Source organism: Geobacter sp., assembly GCA_009684525.1.
Taxonomy (GTDB): domain Bacteria; phylum Desulfobacterota; class Desulfuromonadia; order Geobacterales; family DSM-12255; genus Geoanaerobacter.
In genome coordinates this window covers 91,904-107,965 of record WKKR01000007.1, presented here as the reverse complement: position 1 = coordinate 107,965, position 16,062 = coordinate 91,904, and the positions used below count along the sequence as shown (strand labels likewise).

The 16,062-nt window shown below is 60.6% G+C and carries 20 protein-coding genes and 5 tRNA genes; 4 read left to right on the top strand and 21 right to left on the bottom strand.

The window, feature by feature from the left end; translation table 11 throughout:
* Positions 1-45 precede the first annotated feature (45 nt).
* From rplL to GJT30_17815, 14 genes are all read right to left on the bottom strand, one after another.
* Positions 46-423, bottom strand: coding sequence for a 50S ribosomal protein L7/L12 (rplL, locus tag GJT30_17880; GenBank protein MSM41487.1), 378 nt, complete (start codon positions 421-423; stop codon positions 46-48).
* Positions 424-460: 37 nt separating this feature from the next.
* Complete coding sequence (locus GJT30_17875) at positions 461-985, bottom strand: 50S ribosomal protein L10 (protein ID MSM41486.1); 525 nt, start codon at positions 983-985, stop codon at positions 461-463.
* A 176-nt stretch (positions 986-1,161) separates the two neighbouring features.
* Complete coding sequence (locus tag GJT30_17870) at positions 1,162-1,863, bottom strand: 50S ribosomal protein L1 (GenBank protein MSM41485.1); 702 nt, start codon at positions 1,861-1,863, stop codon at positions 1,162-1,164.
* Between the two features lie 21 nt (positions 1,864-1,884).
* The gene (gene rplK, locus GJT30_17865; GenBank protein MSM41484.1) at positions 1,885-2,307 is read right to left on the bottom strand and encodes a 50S ribosomal protein L11; all 423 of its coding nucleotides are present in this window, start codon (positions 2,305-2,307) and stop codon (positions 1,885-1,887) included.
* A gap of 68 nt (positions 2,308-2,375) precedes the next feature.
* Positions 2,376-2,903, bottom strand: coding sequence for a transcription termination/antitermination protein NusG (gene nusG / locus GJT30_17860; GenBank protein MSM41483.1), 528 nt, complete (start codon positions 2,901-2,903; stop codon positions 2,376-2,378).
* A 15-nt stretch (positions 2,904-2,918) separates the two neighbouring features.
* Complete coding sequence (secE, locus tag GJT30_17855; protein MSM41482.1) at positions 2,919-3,104, bottom strand: preprotein translocase subunit SecE; 186 nt, start codon at positions 3,102-3,104, stop codon at positions 2,919-2,921.
* 28 nt (positions 3,105-3,132) lie between these two features.
* Positions 3,133-3,209: transfer RNA gene (locus tag GJT30_17850), tRNA-Trp, on the bottom strand.
* A 28-nt stretch (positions 3,210-3,237) separates the two neighbouring features.
* Positions 3,238-3,387 (bottom strand): 50S ribosomal protein L33, encoded by a 150-nt coding sequence (gene rpmG, locus GJT30_17845; GenBank protein ID MSM41481.1) that lies wholly within the window; start codon positions 3,385-3,387, stop codon positions 3,238-3,240.
* A gap of 63 nt (positions 3,388-3,450) precedes the next feature.
* Positions 3,451-4,641, bottom strand: a complete 1,191-nt coding sequence (gene tuf / locus GJT30_17840; GenBank protein MSM41480.1) for an elongation factor Tu — start codon at positions 4,639-4,641, stop codon at positions 3,451-3,453.
* A 62-nt stretch (positions 4,642-4,703) separates the two neighbouring features.
* A tRNA-Thr gene (locus GJT30_17835) sits at positions 4,704-4,779 on the bottom strand.
* Between the two features lie 14 nt (positions 4,780-4,793).
* Positions 4,794-4,870, bottom strand: a tRNA-Gly gene (locus GJT30_17830).
* A gap of 108 nt (positions 4,871-4,978) precedes the next feature.
* A tRNA-Tyr gene (locus GJT30_17825) sits at positions 4,979-5,064 on the bottom strand.
* 35 nt (positions 5,065-5,099) lie between these two features.
* Positions 5,100-5,175: transfer RNA gene (locus GJT30_17820), tRNA-Thr, on the bottom strand.
* Between the two features lie 96 nt (positions 5,176-5,271).
* Positions 5,272-7,134 (bottom strand): YgiQ family radical SAM protein, encoded by a 1,863-nt coding sequence (locus GJT30_17815; protein ID MSM41479.1) that lies wholly within the window; start codon positions 7,132-7,134, stop codon positions 5,272-5,274.
* Positions 7,135-7,357: 223 nt separating this feature from the next.
* On the opposite strand from GJT30_17815, the gene GJT30_17810 reads away from it, so the two are divergent.
* From GJT30_17810 to GJT30_17795, 4 genes are all read left to right on the top strand, one after another.
* Entirely contained in the window at positions 7,358-8,149 is a 792-nt protein-coding gene (locus GJT30_17810; protein ID MSM41478.1) for a transporter substrate-binding domain-containing protein, read from the top strand.
* 42 nt (positions 8,150-8,191) lie between these two features.
* Complete coding sequence (locus tag GJT30_17805; GenBank protein ID MSM41477.1) at positions 8,192-9,217, top strand: ABC transporter permease subunit; 1,026 nt, start codon at positions 8,192-8,194, stop codon at positions 9,215-9,217.
* Positions 9,204-9,980 (top strand): ATP-binding cassette domain-containing protein, encoded by a 777-nt coding sequence (locus GJT30_17800; protein MSM41476.1) that lies wholly within the window; start codon positions 9,204-9,206, stop codon positions 9,978-9,980. The genes GJT30_17805 and GJT30_17800 overlap by 14 nt, the downstream gene beginning before the upstream one ends.
* Before the next feature lie 164 nt (positions 9,981-10,144).
* On the top strand, positions 10,145-10,510 hold the full coding sequence (locus GJT30_17795) for a PilZ domain-containing protein (protein ID MSM41475.1): 366 nt from the start codon (positions 10,145-10,147) through the stop codon (positions 10,508-10,510).
* Between the two features lie 103 nt (positions 10,511-10,613).
* On the opposite strand, the gene GJT30_17790 is transcribed toward GJT30_17795, so the two are convergent.
* The 7 genes from GJT30_17790 to GJT30_17760 form a co-directional block, all read right to left on the bottom strand.
* Positions 10,614-11,654, bottom strand: a complete 1,041-nt coding sequence (locus tag GJT30_17790) for an N-acetyl-gamma-glutamyl-phosphate reductase (protein ID MSM41474.1) — start codon at positions 11,652-11,654, stop codon at positions 10,614-10,616.
* Between the two features lie 331 nt (positions 11,655-11,985).
* Positions 11,986-12,378 carry a 30S ribosomal protein S9 gene (gene rpsI, locus GJT30_17785; GenBank protein MSM41473.1) on the bottom strand — a complete coding sequence of 131 codons (393 nt, stop codon included), beginning with the start codon at positions 12,376-12,378 and terminating at the stop codon, positions 11,986-11,988.
* 24 nt (positions 12,379-12,402) lie between these two features.
* Positions 12,403-12,831, bottom strand: coding sequence for a 50S ribosomal protein L13 (gene rplM, locus GJT30_17780; GenBank protein ID MSM41472.1), 429 nt, complete (start codon positions 12,829-12,831; stop codon positions 12,403-12,405).
* A gap of 162 nt (positions 12,832-12,993) precedes the next feature.
* A complete protein-coding gene (gene truA, locus GJT30_17775; GenBank protein MSM41471.1) occupies positions 12,994-13,758 on the bottom strand; it encodes a tRNA pseudouridine(38-40) synthase TruA in 765 nt (254 codons plus the stop codon).
* Positions 13,755-14,966, bottom strand: coding sequence for an HD domain-containing protein (locus GJT30_17770; protein MSM41470.1), 1,212 nt, complete (start codon positions 14,964-14,966; stop codon positions 13,755-13,757). The genes truA and GJT30_17770 overlap by 4 nt, the downstream gene beginning before the upstream one ends.
* 191 nt (positions 14,967-15,157) lie before the next feature.
* The gene (locus GJT30_17765) at positions 15,158-15,595 is read right to left on the bottom strand and encodes a hypothetical protein (protein MSM41469.1); all 438 of its coding nucleotides are present in this window, start codon (positions 15,593-15,595) and stop codon (positions 15,158-15,160) included.
* A gap of 76 nt (positions 15,596-15,671) precedes the next feature.
* Positions 15,672-16,040: a hypothetical protein gene (locus GJT30_17760; protein MSM41468.1), complete on the bottom strand. Its 369-nt coding sequence runs from the start codon at positions 16,038-16,040 to the stop codon at positions 15,672-15,674.
* Positions 16,041-16,062 lie beyond the last annotated feature (22 nt).

Below are 16,062 nucleotides of genomic sequence, written 5' to 3'. Positions count from 1 at the left end.
CGCTTGCAGCGACCTTGGCTCGTGCTCAGCTTTATGCGCAGGTTACTATTTAACTTCCACTTCTGCACCGGCCTCGGCCAGCTGCTTCCTGGCTTCCTCGGCCTCGTCCTTGGACACAGCGGACTTGACCGGCTGCGGAGCGCCGTCAACGAGGTCTTTGGCTTCCTTGAGACCCAGGCTGGTAAGGGCTCGGACGACCTTGATGACGTTGATCTTGTTGGCACCGGCAGCCTTGAGGATAACATCGAATTCGGTCTTCTCTTCAGCGGCCTCGGCAGCGGCAGGAGCGGCAGCTGCTGCCACGGCGACCGGAGCGGCAGCGGAAACGCCGAATTTCTCTTCGAGTTCCTTGACCATCTCGGCCAGTTCGAGAACCGACATGCTTTCGATAAACTGGATGACTTCTTCTTTGGTAATAGCCATTGCTTATTCCTCCATAGAGTAATTGTTCGTAAGTGAGTTAATTGCCTTCTTTTTTTGCCCGGATGGCATCGAGTGCACGGACAAAGCTGCCCGGAACTGCAGCCAGAACACAGACGAAGTTCGTGACCGGTGCATTCATGGAACCGAGCATCTTGGCGAGCAGGACTTCTCTGCTCGGCAGGTCTGCCAGGGCCTGAATATCGGCAGGGGTAATCGCCTTACCGGACAGGACGCCGCCCTTGAGCTTGAAGGGGACCAGTTGATCCTTATCGAAGCGCGACAGAACCTTTGCTGCGGCGACGGGGTCGGTGTAGCTCAGTGCTACCGCGGTCGGGCCTGCAAAGTGTTCGCTCAGAGCCTGCTTGTCGGTCTCGCGAATAGCGAGTTCCAGCAGGGTATTCTTGACGACCTTGTATTCTACCTCAGCCTTGCGGAGTTCATTCCTGAGTTCGGAGACCTTCCCGACATTCAGACCGCGAAAGTCCGCGAGAAACACCGCCTTGGCCCGCTGGAGCTTATCATGCATCTCAGCGACCACTTGCTGTTTATTCTCTTTTTTCAAGCGCCTTCCTCCTTTCTTTGGGGTTAAGGGTCTTCCGGACCCTTGCCAAAGTCAAGAAGCTACTGCGTTGCGCGTGGTGCGCACCCCAAGTCTCGGCAGGCTGTCCCGTGTTTAAGCCGTCTCCCGGAGGAGGCGACGCCTGCTGTCTATGACTTTGGCGATTTCTTGTGGGGGTATTATAAACTGGCCGCCACGTCGGCTGCGTCGAGACGCACGCCGGGACCCATGGTGGTCGAGAGGCAGATCTTTTTCACGTAGGTGCCCTTGGCTGCCGAAGGCTTGGCCTTCATCAGCGCATCCACCAGGGCCAGGATGTTCTCTTCCAACTTGGTCCCCTCGAAGGAGGCCTTGCCCACAGGTGCGTGGATGATCCCGGCCTTTTCGACGCGGAATTCAACCTTGCCCGACTTGGATTCCTTGACCGCTCTCCCCACATCGAAGGTAACCGTTCCCACCTTCGGGTTGGGCATGAGGCCACGGGGACCGAGCAGCTTGCCGATCTTGCCGACAACGCCCATCATGTCGGGAGTAGCAATGGCGGTGTCGAAATCGAACCAGCCTTCCTGGATCTTGGCGACCAGATCCTCGGCACCGACATAGTCGGCACCCGCATCGCGGGCCTCTTTTTCCTTCTCACCCTTGGCGAATACCAGGACGCGGACGTCCTTGCCGAGCCCGTTGGGCAGGACAACGGCACCGCGAACCATCTGGTCGGCATGCCGCGGGTCGACCCCGAGCCTTACCGCGATATCAACCGTCTCGTCGAACTTGGCATACGCAGACGCCTTGACAAGTTCCACCCCCTCCTTAAGGGGATAGTTCCTGGTCCGGTCGACCTTGGCCATGGCCGCTGTATGTTTTTTTGCTGTCGTAGGCATTGCAGTTCACCCTCTCCTTCTCTAAACGATGTCAACGCCCATGCTGCGGGCGGTGCCTTCGATGGTCCGCATGGCCGCCTCAAGGCTGGCTGCGTTCAGGTCCGGCATCTTCTTCTTGGCTATCTCCTCGACCTGCGCCTTGGTAAGCTTGCCGACCTTGTTCTTGTTGGGAACACTGGAGCCGCTCTCGATCCCCAAAGCCTTCTTGATCAGAATAGGTGCCGGAGGAGTCTTGGTAATGAAGCTGAACGAACGGTCAGCAAACACCGTGATGACGACCGGGATGATGGTCCCTTCGTCTGCCTGGGTTTTGGCATTGAACGCCTTGCAGAACTCCATTATATTGACGCCGTGCTGGCCCAGGGCAGGTCCGATCGGGGGGGACGGGTTTGCCTTGGCAGCGGGAATCTGCAATTTGATATACCCTGTGATTTTCTTAGCCATGCTTTGCTCCTTTGCTCTCCATCCTGACGATGCTCTTAAGTATGCTCAAGCTGCGGCCGGTAGCCGAGCTATTGTTTTTCCACCTGCATGAATTCCAGCTCCACGGGGGTTGCCCGCCCGAAGATGCTGACCATGACCCGCAGTTTGGCCTTGTCCGGCTTCACATCCTCCACCACGCCGGAGAAATTGAGGAACGGCCCGTCGACAACCCGTACGGTTTCGCCGACCTCAAACTCGACCTTGGGACGGGGTTTTTCCGCCCCTTCCTCCATGCGGCGGGTGATCTTCTGCACCTCTTCCTCAGGGATCACTACCGGATTGTTGCCGCCGACGAAACCGGTGACCCTGGCGGTCTCTTTCACCACATGCCAGGTCTCGTCGTTGAGTATCATGTTGACCAGGATATAGCCGGGGAAGAATTTGCGGGTCGAAGTCCGCTTCTCCCCTTTTTTCAGCTCGACCACGGTCTCCGAAGGGATGAGGATATCGCCGAACTGTTCGTCAAGCCCCAGGTTCTTGATCCGCTCCTGGAGCGAAAGCTTGACCCGGTTTTCAAATCCTGAATAGGTATGTACGCCGTACCATTTAAGTGCCATAACTCACATCGTCCTTTATGCCAGAATCAGGCGCATAAGCTTGGCAAGCACTACGTCGCAGGCACCAAGGTACAGGGAGATCAAAACAATGATGACCACAACCACCCAGGTAGTGGCAATGGTTTCCTTGCGGGCGGGCCACGTTACCTTGCCCAGCTCGATCTTTACTTCTTCGAGAAAATTTTTGGTCTTTGCCAGCACAGGTTCACCCCATTCACTTGGAATAAAATGGCAGGCCAGGAGGGATTCGAACCCCCAACACCCGGTTTTGGAGACCGGTGCTCTAGCCGTTAGAGCTACTGGCCTGCAATCCTCAACACGCCCGCCACGGGCGCTACTTGGTTTCCTTATGAGGAGTGTGCTTGCGGCAGAAGCGGCAGTATTTGCTCAACTCCAGCTTCTCGGGAGTGGTTTTCTTGTTCTTGGTCGTCGTGTAGTTTCTCTGCTTGCACTCGGTACAGGCAAGCGTAATGATATCTCTCATTGCAGCATTCCTTTATTTATGACTGTAGGGGCAGTCCGTGAACTGCCCCTACAACACCTCGATTTACTCGATAATGGCGCTGACGACGCCGGCGCCGACCGTACGGCCGCCTTCGCGGATGGCGAAACGGAGTCCTTCGTCCATGGCGATCGGCGTGATCAGGTTGATGGTGACGGCTACGTTGTCGCCCGGCATGACCATCTCGGTGCCCGCTGCCAGTTCGACGATCCCGGTCACGTCAGTGGTACGGAAGTAGAACTGCGGACGATAGCCGTTGAAGAACGGGGTGTGACGGCCGCCTTCTTCCTTGGTCAGAACGTAGGCCTCGGCCTTGAACTTGGTGTGCGGGGTGATTGAACCCGGCTTGGCCAGCACCTGGCCGCGCTCGATGTCTTCACGCTTGACGCCGCGCAAGAGGGCGCCGATGTTGTCGCCGGCACGGCCTTCGTCGAGCAGCTTGCGGAACATTTCAACACCGGTGACGGTGGTCTTGGCAGTGGTCTTGATGCCGACGATCTCGACTTCTTCGCCGACCTTGACGATCCCGCGCTCAACACGACCAGTGGCGACGGTGCCGCGACCGGAGATGGAGAAGACGTCTTCGACCGGCATCAGGAACGGCTTGTCAATGGCGCGCTCCGGCTCGGGGATATAGGCGTCGACGGCATCCATGAGCTGCATGATGGCCTGCTCGCCCAGTTCGCCCGGATCGCCTTCCAGTGCCTTCAGTGCGCTCCCCTTGATGATGGGGATATCGTCGCCAGGGAAGTCGTAGGAGGAGAGCAGTTCGCGGATCTCCAGCTCGACCAGTTCCAGCAGTTCGGCATCGTCGACCATGTCGGCCTTGTTGAGGAAGACGACGATGTAGGGTACGCCAACCTGACGGGCAAGCAGGATGTGCTCGCGGGTCTGCGGCATGGGGCCGTCGGCGGCGGACACAACCAGGATGGCGCCGTCCATCTGCGCCGCACCGGTGATCATGTTCTTGACGTAGTCGGCATGGCCCGGACAGTCGACGTGCGCATAGTGACGCTTGTCGGTCTCGTACTCGACGTGCGCGGTGGCGATGGTGATACCGCGCTCACGTTCTTCAGGAGCATTGTCGATCTGGTCGAATGCCCTGAACTCGGCCTGACCCTTGGCTGCCAGCACCTTCGTTATCGCTGCCGTCAGCGTCGTTTTCCCGTGGTCGACGTGCCCGATCGTCCCTATATTGACGTGCGGTTTCGTCCTCTCAAATTTCGCCTTTGCCATGGCATCCTCCCAGTATCTGGCTAAGTATCAGAGAATCGCTTCTCTATGCAGTGTAAAAAAAATGGAGCCCACATCCGGACTCGAACCGGAGACCTCTTCCTTACCAAGGAAGTGCTCTACCTCCTGAGCTATGTGGGCTTAAACGAGACTTTTGGAGCGGGAAACGGGACTCGAACCCGCGACCCTCAGCTTGGAAGGCTGATGCTCTAGCCAACTGAGCTACTCCCGCCGAAACATCTCTATGTGGACGTTGTGAAGACGGAAGCGGTTCATAGACCCAGTAAAGCGACCGCAGTCTCCTGGAAATACGCACCGATGCCGGCTTCTGCAGATTTTATGGTGGAGGGAGGAGGATTCGAACCTCCGAAGTCGTCCGACGACAGATTTACAGTCTGTTCCCTTTGGCCACTCGGGAATCCCTCCAGAGAAGACAGGCCTTGCACTGCTCGTTCAACTAGTGGAGCTGGCGATGGGACTCGAACCCGCAACCTGCTGATTACAAGTCAGCTGCTCTGCCAATTGAGCTACGCCAGCGCAAAAAAGAGCTATACACAAAATCGTTACGCGGGTCAAGCACTTTTCTCCCGCGCGTAAAAGAATGTTTCTTATAATCCATGACCCCGACAGCTGTCAAGTCCTTTTTCTACTCCGCACCCGTCCTGCGGTTCTTTCACCCTGTCCTCCCGGACCTGCCTTTCCCCTCCCCGATGCCGCCGGGGGACGCTGCGACTGCCCTCCCCCGAGAAGCGTGCCTGCCGCATCTTCCCTGCCGCAGGCACGCAGTGCCTCCAGCACCAGCTTTCGCTCCTCGGGGAGATGGGAGAGCAGCAGCGCCTTCTGCAGGCGCTTTTCCCGCTCGCCACGGGCAACCGGAACCTGCTCACCGGTAAAGGGGTCGATGCCGGTATGGTAAAGGCAGGTGGCCAGGGTCCCCGGCGTCGGGGTGAAATCCTGCACCTGCTCAACTCTCAGCTTGAGCCGCCTGAGCATCAGGGCCAGCTCCACCATCTCGTCGAGGGTCGAACCGGGATGACCGGAGATGAAGTAGGGAACCACGGCCTGGCGCTTGCCGATCCGGGCGCTTTCCTGACGAAACAGGGCAAGGAACGCCTCGAACAGGCCGCCCGCAGGTTTGCGCATGAGCCGGGTCACCCGTTCCGTCAGGTGCTCGGGCGCCACCTTGAGCAGCCCCCCGACCTGGTGGGCAAGCAACTCGCGGAAATACTCGGGCTGCCGTGAAAGAAGGTCGTAGCGCACCCCGGAGGCCACTGCCGTGTGACGCACCCCTGGCACCGTGCGCGCCCTTGCCAGCAACCGGGCAAGACGGCCGTCGGCAATCCGCAGGTTGGTGCAGACTGCCGGGAAGAGGCAGCTCTCCCGCTGGCACCTGCCGCAGAGTCTGGTGTCGCGGGCAGCCATCCCGTACATGTTCGCCGTGGGACCACCGATATCGCTGATGCTCCCCCGGAACCATGGCTCTCTACTCAGCCGGGCAATCTCGTCGAGGATCGACTGCTCGCTGCGGGACTGGATCGTCCGCCCCTGGTGGCGGGTAATGGCGCAGAAGGCACAGCCGCCGCTGCAGCCGCGATGGGTGGTGACAGAGGTCTTGATCTGCTCCCAGGCCGGGATCGGCTCCGTGTAGGAGGGGTGGGGCATCCGGGTGAACGGGAGCGCATAGACGGCGTCCAGCTCTGCCCCGGTCAGGGGGGGCGACGGCGGATTGCAGACCAGCAGGCGGTCGCCATGCCGCTGGACGAGGGTCCGGCCGGACCAGGGGTTCTGCTCCTGCGCCTCCAGGCGAAACGCCTGGGCATAGCTTCGCTTATCGGCAGTGACCGTTTCCAGGGAAGGGAGCACGACACAGCCCTCGGGAACCTCTTCCTCGCGGGAGATCCGGGCCGTCCCCCTGATGTCGCGGATGTCCCCGAACCGTTCACCGCTTCTCAGCCGCTCTGCCAGCTCCAGGAGCGGGCGCTCCCCCATCCCGTAGACCAGCAGGTCGGCCTTGGCATCGAACAGGATCGACCGCCGGACCTTGTCATCCCAGTAATCGTAATGGGCAAAGCGGCGCAGCGACGCCTCGATGCCGCCGATCACCACCGGCACGTCGCGGTAGGCACCCTTGCAGCACGAGGTGTAGACGATGGTCGCCCGGTTCGGGCGGGCGCCATGCCGGTTCCCCGGCGTATAGGCATCGTCCCGGCGCAGTTTCCTGAGTGGCGTGTAGTGGGCGACCATGGAATCCATGGCGCCGGCAGCCACGGCAAAGAAGAGCCGCGGCCGGCCGAGCACCGTGAACGCCTGCGATTCACGCCAGTCGGGCTGGGGGATGATGCCGACCCTGAAACCGTGTGCTTCGAGCCAGCGGGCCAGAAGGGGCACGCCGAACGCCGGGTGATCGATATAGGCATCGCCGGTAATGAAGACGATGTCGAGCTCGTCCCAGCCGCGCTGACGGACCTCGCTCAATGTCAGGGGGATGAATGGCATAATGTATATGGTCGCATTGAAAGAGACCCGCATGCAACCTTTTCTTTTACCCTACTCTGGCGAATCGCCCTGATTCCCTGCAGTTGTGGAGATGCCCCATTTTTTGGTAAAACCATTTACAATTCTGGCTTGACCTGCGGCCGAGTTTCTGCAAAATTGCATGTTCGCATATACCATTTTTCATTCGTCACCCTGGCAACGGGGAACGAGAGAGGAGCTGCAGGTGAGAAGAATCGTATCGTTGTGCGCTGCCGTACTGCTGGTCGCCCTGGCCACCGCCGCCTTTGCCGGAGACGGGTCGTTCAAGCGGGTCAAGAGCGCGGGAAAACTGGTGATCGGCCTGGATGATTCCTTCCCCCCCATGGGCTTTCGCAAGGAAGACGGCACGCTGAATGGGTTCGACATCGACGCGGCAGAGGAGCTGGGCAAACGGCTGGGGATCAGGATCGAATGGCAGCCAACCGCCTGGGACGGGGTGATGCATTCCCTCAATGCCAAGAAATTCGACTGCATCTGGAACGGCATGACCATTACCCCTGAGCGGGAAAAAGAAGTTGCCTTCACCAAGCCCTATATCATGGATGGCCAGGTGGCGGTGGTCCGGTTCGACGAGAAGCGGTTCAAGGGGCTCAAGGACCTGAAAAAGGTCAAGGTCGGGGCGCAGAAAGGCTCGTCAGCCCTCAATGCGGTCAAGAAACTCCCCACGGCTCCGGCTGAACTCAAGGAGTACGAGGACAACCCCAAGGCGCTGCTCGACCTCGAAGCAAAGCGGATCGACGTAGTGGTCATCGACAATGTCACCGGCCGCGATTTCATTGCCAAGCGACCGGGGAAATTCAAGATCCTGCCCGGCTTCATCAGTAAGGAGCCGTTCGGCGTCGCCTTCCGCAAGGAAGACCGCGAGCTGCGCGAAACCGTGCAGAAAACCCTGGACAAGATGGCCAAGGATGGATCGCTGGCCAAGATCAGCCGGAAATGGTTTGCCGAAGACATCACCAATCCGAAGAAATGGTAGACGAAACGTGATCGCAACGTTTCACTCCCTGGACAGGCACGTATGAGAATATCACTATCCGGAATCGGCAGGGTCGTCTCGACCCTGCTTTTTTTGTGGGTCCTGACGGGCTTCGCGGCAGCCGGGCAGACAGTCGACCTGGACAGTCTCTTCCGCCAGGCCGGCGATCTGCAGAGCGAAGGGAATCTGCAGGGGGCGGTGGAGACCCTGGGCAAGGTGCCGCCACCGGCAGCCGGCCAGGACGGGGAACCGTTCGTCCGGAGCAGGATGCAGATGGCGCGCATCCAGTTCTCCCTCAAGGAGCTGGACAAGGCCCAGGCAACCTGCCGGCAGGTCCTTGCCCTCTACCCCGACAACAGTGAGGCGAAGAACTTCCTCGCATCTATCGAGCAGGAACGCAAGTCGCGGCTGGGCGCCTTTATCGACGACTGCCTCCGCTTTCTCCCGGTGCTCCTCAAGGGAGCGTTGATGACCCTGCTGCTCGTGCTTTGCACCATGCTGATCTCCCCCCTGGGGGGGCTGTTCATCGCGCTGGGGAGAATCAGCCATTTCCGGCCCCTCACCGCTTTCTGCTGGCTCGTCATCTGGCTCTTCCGCGGCACCCCGCTGCTGTTGCAGCTCTTCTTCATCTATTACGGACTCCCGGCGCTGGGGATCACCTTCAGGCCCTTCACCGCAGCGGTGATCGGGCTCGGCCTCAACTATTCCGCCTACTTGGGAGAGATCATCCGCGGCGCCATCCAGAGCGTCGACCATGGCCAGATGGAAGCGGCCAAGGCGCTGGGGATGACCTACCGGCAGGCGATGCGGCGGATCATCATCCCCCAGACCTATAAGCGGCTCATGCCCCCCATCGGCAACGAATTCATCGCCCTGATCAAGGACACTGCCCTGGTCTCGACCATTGCCATGGTCGAACTGATGCGCTCGGCCGACCAGATGTTCAACACCTACTTCAACATTACGGCGCTGATACTCGCCGCCATCATCTACCTGGTCTTTACCACCGTCTTTACCTTTATCTTCGAAAAGATCGAATACAGGGCAGGGATCTATGAACACCGCTAATCAGCCGCTCCTGGAACTGGTCGGCATCACCAAGCGCTTTAAGCAACTGACCGCCGTGAACGGGGTGAGCCTGGTCGTCAACCCCGGCGAAAAGCTGGTCATCATCGGCCCGTCCGGATCGGGGAAGTCGACGCTGCTCCGGGCCGTCAATTTTCTGGAGCAGATCGACGACGGGATCATCCGCTTCGAAGGTCGCGAGGTCGGCTATCTCCGCAAGCACGGCAAGCTGCACCTGGACCGGCAGCAGGTCATCTGCGGCCTGCGGGCCGAGATCGGCATGGTCTTCCAGCATTTCCATCTCTTCCCCCACATGACCGTCCTGGGAAACGTCATGGAGGGCCCTCTTACCGTGCAGAAAAAGGGGCAGAGCGTAGCGCGGGAGATCGCCCTGGAGATGCTGGGCAAGGTGGGGCTTTTGGACAAGAAGGAGGTCTACCCCGCCACCCTCTCGGGCGGGCAGAAGCAGCGGGTTGCCATTGCCAGAGCCCTGGCCATGAAACCGAAGCTGATGCTGTTTGACGAGCCGACCTCGGCGCTCGACCCCGAACTGGTGGGAGAGGTCTTCGACACCATCCACGCCCTGGCGGACGAGGGGATGACCATGGTCATCGTGACCCACCACATGGGATTCGCCAGGGAACTGGCCGACCGGGTCATCTTCATGGAAGCGGGCTCGTTCGTGGTGGAAGAGACCCCGGCCGACTTCTTTTCCGACCAGTTGGGCAACGAACGGATCAGGGCCTTCCTGAACCGTTTGATCTGATCCCAGGAAAACATTGAACCGACCCACTGCGATGCACACCCCTGCGAGGACGACACGTCTTCAGCAGCCAGTTGCCTTTTCGCCACTCCCGTCGTATATTTTACTCAGAGTAGCGGTCTGCCGCTGACTCCCGGTACTGGTCCACGGAAGACACGGAGCGTGCGATGATCGAAAAGAGGCGGTTTCATCGGGTGCTGTTCAGAACGAGATGCCTCGTCCGCCACGATGAAATCCCCTATGATGGCTACGTGGAGAACATCTCCCTGAAAGGCGCCATGGTCAGCTTCGACGAAGCCATCATGGTCCCCCAGGGTGATTGCTGCTCCCTTGAGATCTCCCTGGCCGGCGAAAAGGCCCCGCTCCTCATTACGGCAGAGATCATCTACTCCACCATGTTCAGGATCGGGGTGGAATTCGGCACTTTCGAGGCGGGCCACCACTTCAGGCTCTGCGGCCTGATGGAGCGGCTCACCAGCGAGCCCGGAAAACTGCGGGAGGAGTTGAAACTGATCGGCCTGGAAAGCGACTGAGCCCGGACGCCACTGCCGCGCGAACAGGAAAGCCGGCCCCCGCAAGGAGGCCGGCTTTTTTCGTCAGGAGATGATTTCTGCAGCAGAGCGGTCTGCCCGGGGTTCACGGGAACAGCGCCAGCCCCTCCAGCCCCATGTTCTCGGGGAAACCGCAGGTCAGGTTCATGTTCTGCACCGCCTGGCCGGATGCCCCTTTCACCAGGTTGTCGATGGCGGAGACCACAATGACCCGGCCGGTCCGCTGGTCCACGGTGATGCCGATGTCGCAGAAATTGCTCCCCCGCACGTGGGCCGTCGAAGGTACCTGGCCAACAGGGAGGACCCGGACAAAGGGCTCGCCATGGTAGAAGGTCTCATAGAGCTTGACCAGCTGGTCGGTGGTGGCCTTTTTCAGCGGCGTTGCATAGACCGTCGAGAAAATACCCCGGTCCATCGGCACCAGGTGCGGGGTAAAGGAGATGACGATCCGCTCTCCGGCCAGCTCCGACAGCTCCTGTTCGATCTCAGGGATGTGCCGGTGGACGCCGCCGACGCCATAGGCCCGGAAACCGTCATTGATCTCGCAATAGAGGTTGTCCACCTTGGCGCTCCGCCCGGCGCCGCTGACGCCCGACTTGGAATCGGCAATGATGCTGGCCGGATCGATCAGCCCCTTTTTCAAAAGCGGCGCCAGCCCGAGGATGATGCTGGTTGGGTAGCACCCGGGATTGGCCACCAGCCGGGTCTTGGCGATCTTGTCGCGCCGCAGCTCGGGCAGGCCGTAGACCGCCTTTGGCAGAAGCTCGGGGTTCATGTGCGGTTCGTACCACTTCCCGTATTCGGCGGCATCGTGCAGGCGGTAGTCGGCCGAGAGGTCGATCACGGTCCGCTTCAGTTCGAGAAAGGTCGGCACCACTTCCATGGCAGCCTTGTGCGGCAGGGCCGTGAAGATCAGCTCTGCCCGTTCGGCGACCCGGACCGGCTCCAGGTTTTCCAGCACCAGGTCGCAGCGTCCCCGCAGGGTCGGAAAGACCTCGGAGATCCGCTTGCCGGCGCTCTGCTCCGACGTGACACAGGTAACCGCCACCTCGGGGTGACAATAGAGGATGCGCAAGAGCTCCAGACCGGTATACCCGCTTGCACCGACAACGGCTACTTTCACCATATCTCCACCTCACAAATTTTTGTCGGTTGTTGAAAACGAAGTTTCAGCGCAGCTAAAAGCAGCCACCTCGCCGCCGTCCTCGAAAAGCCTCCTTGTGCGGCGTAGCGCTGTTTATGCCCTGTGGGTACTACGCCTCCGCGGGGCTTTCTGCGGGTGCGACGATCTGACTGCTTTTGAACAACCTGAGTTTTTCAACAACCCGTAAGGGCCGGCAGCTTGTGTCCTGACACGGCACACCAGAGGACTCCGCAGTCAGGGCGCAACTCCGGCCCGTATGCAAAAAAGGGGTACCCTTGCGGATACCCCCTCGAACACTTCCTGCAAGCGGATCTTAACGCTTGGAGAACTGGAAGCTGGCGCGTGCAGCCTTCTTGCCGTACTTCTTCCGCTCCTTGACCCTGGCGTCACGGGTGATGAACCCGGCCTTTTTCAGGGTACCGCGGAGTTCGGCGTCAACCACGAGCAGCGCCTTGGTGATGCCGTGCTTGATGGCGCCGGCCTGACCCGAATCGCCGCCGCCGCTGACCGTCACGTAGATATCGAAGGTACCGACCTTCTCCACCAGCTCCAGCGGCTGCCGTACGACCATCTTGGAGGTTTCGCGACCGAAGTACTCGTCCAGCGTCTTGTTGTTGACCATGATATTGCCGCTGCCGGGCTTGAGCCAGACCCTGGCAATGGACGATTTTCTTTTGCCTGTACCGTAATAGCTGATTGCTGCCATCGTATTATCTCCTGAACTGAATTATCAGAGTTGAACCGTTTTGGGCTGCTGGGCCTTGTGCGGATGCTCGGCGCCTGCATATACCTTGAGCTTGCTCAGCATGTGGCGGGAGAGCTTGTTCTTGGGAAGCATCCCCTTGACTGCCTTGCGGATCAGATCTTCCGGCCTCTTCTCCAGCAGCTTGCCGGCAGAGATGGACTTGATGCCGCCGGGATAGCCGGAGTGGCTGTAGTAGATCTTGTCGTCGCGCTTGGCGCCGGTGAGCAGGATCTTTTCGGCGTTTACGACGATAACGAAATCGCCGGTGTCGACACTGGGGGTGTAGGTCGGCTTGTTCTTGCCACGGAGGATGTTGGCTATCTGGGTGGCGAGCCTGCCGAGTACCTTGTTATCGGCATCGAACAGGTACCAGTCGCGGTTTACCTGATCAGTTTTTGCAATGTACGTCTTCATCGAACCCTCACATCTCGTCTGATAGTCTTCCAAGAAAGTTGTTAAGCTAGAACAATTCGATTCATCTGTCAAGAATTTTTCTATCTTCTGAAAACGCACGGCTGTGCCGGCACGGCAGCGAAATTCCGGCTGCGGCTGCGCGGGCAGGGAATGCGGCGCCCCTCAGCCGGCGGGGTCCTGCGGCACTGCACCAGCGAAAAAGACCTCCATGAGACAGAGCCCCTGGGGAGGGGCCGTGATGCCGGACAGTCGCCGGTCGCCACAGGCGAGCAGGTCGCTGATCTCTTCCGGGGCGCGTCGCCCCAGGCCGACCTCCACCAGGGTGCCGACCATCACCCGCACCATGTTCTTGAGAAAGCCGGTGCCGATCACATCGACATGGATCAGGTCGTCCTCTTCGACGATCTCCATGCTGCGGATGGTCCGGCAGGTGGTCTTGGCAGCACAGCCGGTGGCGCGGAAAGCGGCGAAATCGTGGTCGCCGACGAATCGCACTGCAGCGGCACGCATGGCAACAAGATCCAGCGGCCCGCGCAGATGCCAGACGTAGAGCCGCTTAAGCGGCGAGCGGTCCGGCCCCAGGTGGAGCGAATAGCGATAGTGCTTGGCAACTGCCTCTCGTCGGGGGTTGAAGTCCGGTGGGACCTCTACTGCCCCGCGGATGGCGATGTCCGGCGGTAAGAGGGAGTTGAGCCCAGCCGTGAAGGCCTTGAGCGGAATCGACCGGCTGGTCCTGAAACAGGCGGCCATGGCTCGGGCATGGACGCCGGCATCGGTGCGGCCCGACGAATAGAGCCGGACCTCCTCCCCCAAAAGCCGGGCCAGCGCCTCCTCCACCACCTGCTGGATCGTGAGCCCGTTGGGCTGCACCTGCCAACCGGCATAGGCGGTACCGTCGTATTCCACTGTCAGGAGCACGTTTCTCATGCCGATCCATCCCGCATCCGGCGAAGCCGCTCCACCCGGCGCTGCAGCAGGAGCGTACCACGATGCTCCGGCGCCATCCCCTCCAGCACGAGCCGGTCAACCCCCAGCTCGGTGCTGCTCATGGACGCGACCTGCACCGCCTCTGCCCAGCCCGGCATGACCTGGCCGGAGGCCTTGTCCGCAGCGGCAACCAGCGGCAGGATCTCCACGATGCCCGCCTGGATGGCCTGCTCGGCCATGCGGACCCTGGTGGAATCGCGCAGCTCGGGCCATCGTCTGGCACTGCCATGCAGGCGGCAGGTCGCTGCCAGTGCCCGCCGGTACAGCGCCGGCAGCCGCAGACGGTCGCAAAAGCCCCTCGCCAATTCGCTCCCCGTCTCCTCGTGGCCATGATGCCGCGGGTAGAGCGGAGGGTCAGTGGCAAGCTTTCCCAGATCATGGAACAGGCCGCAGAAACGCGCCAGCGGATCGTCGCTCTGCTGCGTCAGCCGCTCCAGCACCTCCAGGGAGTGGGTGCAGAGGTCCCCTTCGGGGTGGTATTCCAGCGGCCCGGCCGGCACCTCCCCCATCCGGAACAGCTCGGGGAGGAACTCCGAGCCGATGTCGAACTCCAGCATCCTTTGGAAGAATCGCACCGGCTCCTGCTTGGCCAGCGCCTTGAGCATCTCGGCGGAAAAGCGCTCCACCGGCACGGCTTCCAGCCCCAATGACCGGCTCCCGGCCCGGAGCAGTTCCGCAGACTCGTCTGTCAGCCGCCACCCCTCTGCCTCGAAGCGGAAGGCCCGGAAACAGCGGAGCGGATCGTCGCTGAAAGAGCTGTCGCTGCAGGCCCGTAAACTGCGGGCTGCCAGGTCGTCGCGCCCCCCCAGCGGGTCGAGGAGCTCACCCCCCAGGGAGAGAGCCATGGCATTGACGGTGAAGTCCCGCCGGTGCAGGTCGGCCGTGAGCAGCGAGACATCGTCCAGCAGAGTCGCCTCGACTTTGCCGACGCCCTCAATGAACCGAAAGTAGATGGGAGCCGCGCTTTTGGCCGCCACGAAGCGAAAACCGAGGCGCTCAAGCCCCTCTGGCGGCACGGCGGCCACCAGGTCCAGGTCCTGGCTTACCCTGCACGAGAGCAGGTCCCGCACGCTGCCACCGACCAGGAAAACCCGGTCATGGAGCGCAGGAGGAAACAGGGGGCGCAGTAACGAAAGCACTGCCTCCATGGAAGTATCGACTCCGGCCACGCGTTCGTGCTCCTCCCCAACAGGGGAATCAGTATAGGTCCGGCATTGTGTTGTAGGGGAAATCACCCGGAGAGTCAAGGAGATGGTTGAGGGGGCAGCCGGCATCAGGTGAGGGCAGACGTTTTCCGGCAGCGGCGAATGCCGGGACAGGGAGGTCGTGGGCGCCGTTTCTATAAATACCAGAACGGCCAGTCCGGTCGCCTGCCCCAGACCAGTTCCCCGGTTGTCGTGTCATCGACCCAGACGGCATAGGTTCTCGGCGTGCACCAGAAGCAGAGCCTGATGTTGAACTCGTAGGAATGGCCAGGCTGCAGCTCAATCTCAACCAGCCCCTGCGGGTGGGCACCGAAGTCCGCGGTCTGATAGGCATATGCCAGGGCATGTCGGCCCGGCACAAGCCTTGCGCACGTATAGCCGGCGCCGACACCTGTTCCGTCGATCGAAGAGATCACCCCCGGCAGACTCGACCAGTCGAATGCCGCGTTAGCACCGCTCTCCAGGCCTGCAGCACCCGGGCCGACCCATTCGCCCCAACCCCAATAGAGCGGCGAAAGGTGCGCGCATGAAACAAGCGTGCAAGAGAGCATGAAAAATGCTATCCGATTCATGGGAATCCCGCCCTAACGCCGCTGTCGCTGCCCTGACGGCATCAGTGGCCAGACGGGCCGATAAGACACGAGCAGGCTAATTGAAAAAGCCCTTTTCGACACACTTTTCACGGGTTTCCAGGATGGCGTCGATCATCTTTTGCTGCTCAGCCGGCAGGGCGCCGTAACCGAGTTCTTCCTTCGAGCTGACCAGGGTGTGGATATACTGCTCGAAGCTGACGCTCGCGGGCAGGTTTTCGCCGAGACAGGAGCAGAATTTTTCCCGGCCGACCGCCTTCAGGCACTGCTCGGCCTTCTTCTTCCCCAGATCCTGCTGGGCCTTCAGCGCCTTCAGTTCCTGGATCTGCTGCTCCAGCAGCTTGATTTTCTCCTGCACCGCATCCTGCGCCTGGAGCGGCGAGGCCATCAATAGACATACGAGTGTGAGCAGTGGCAATCGTTTCATGGTCTATCCTCCTCAGTGGTGC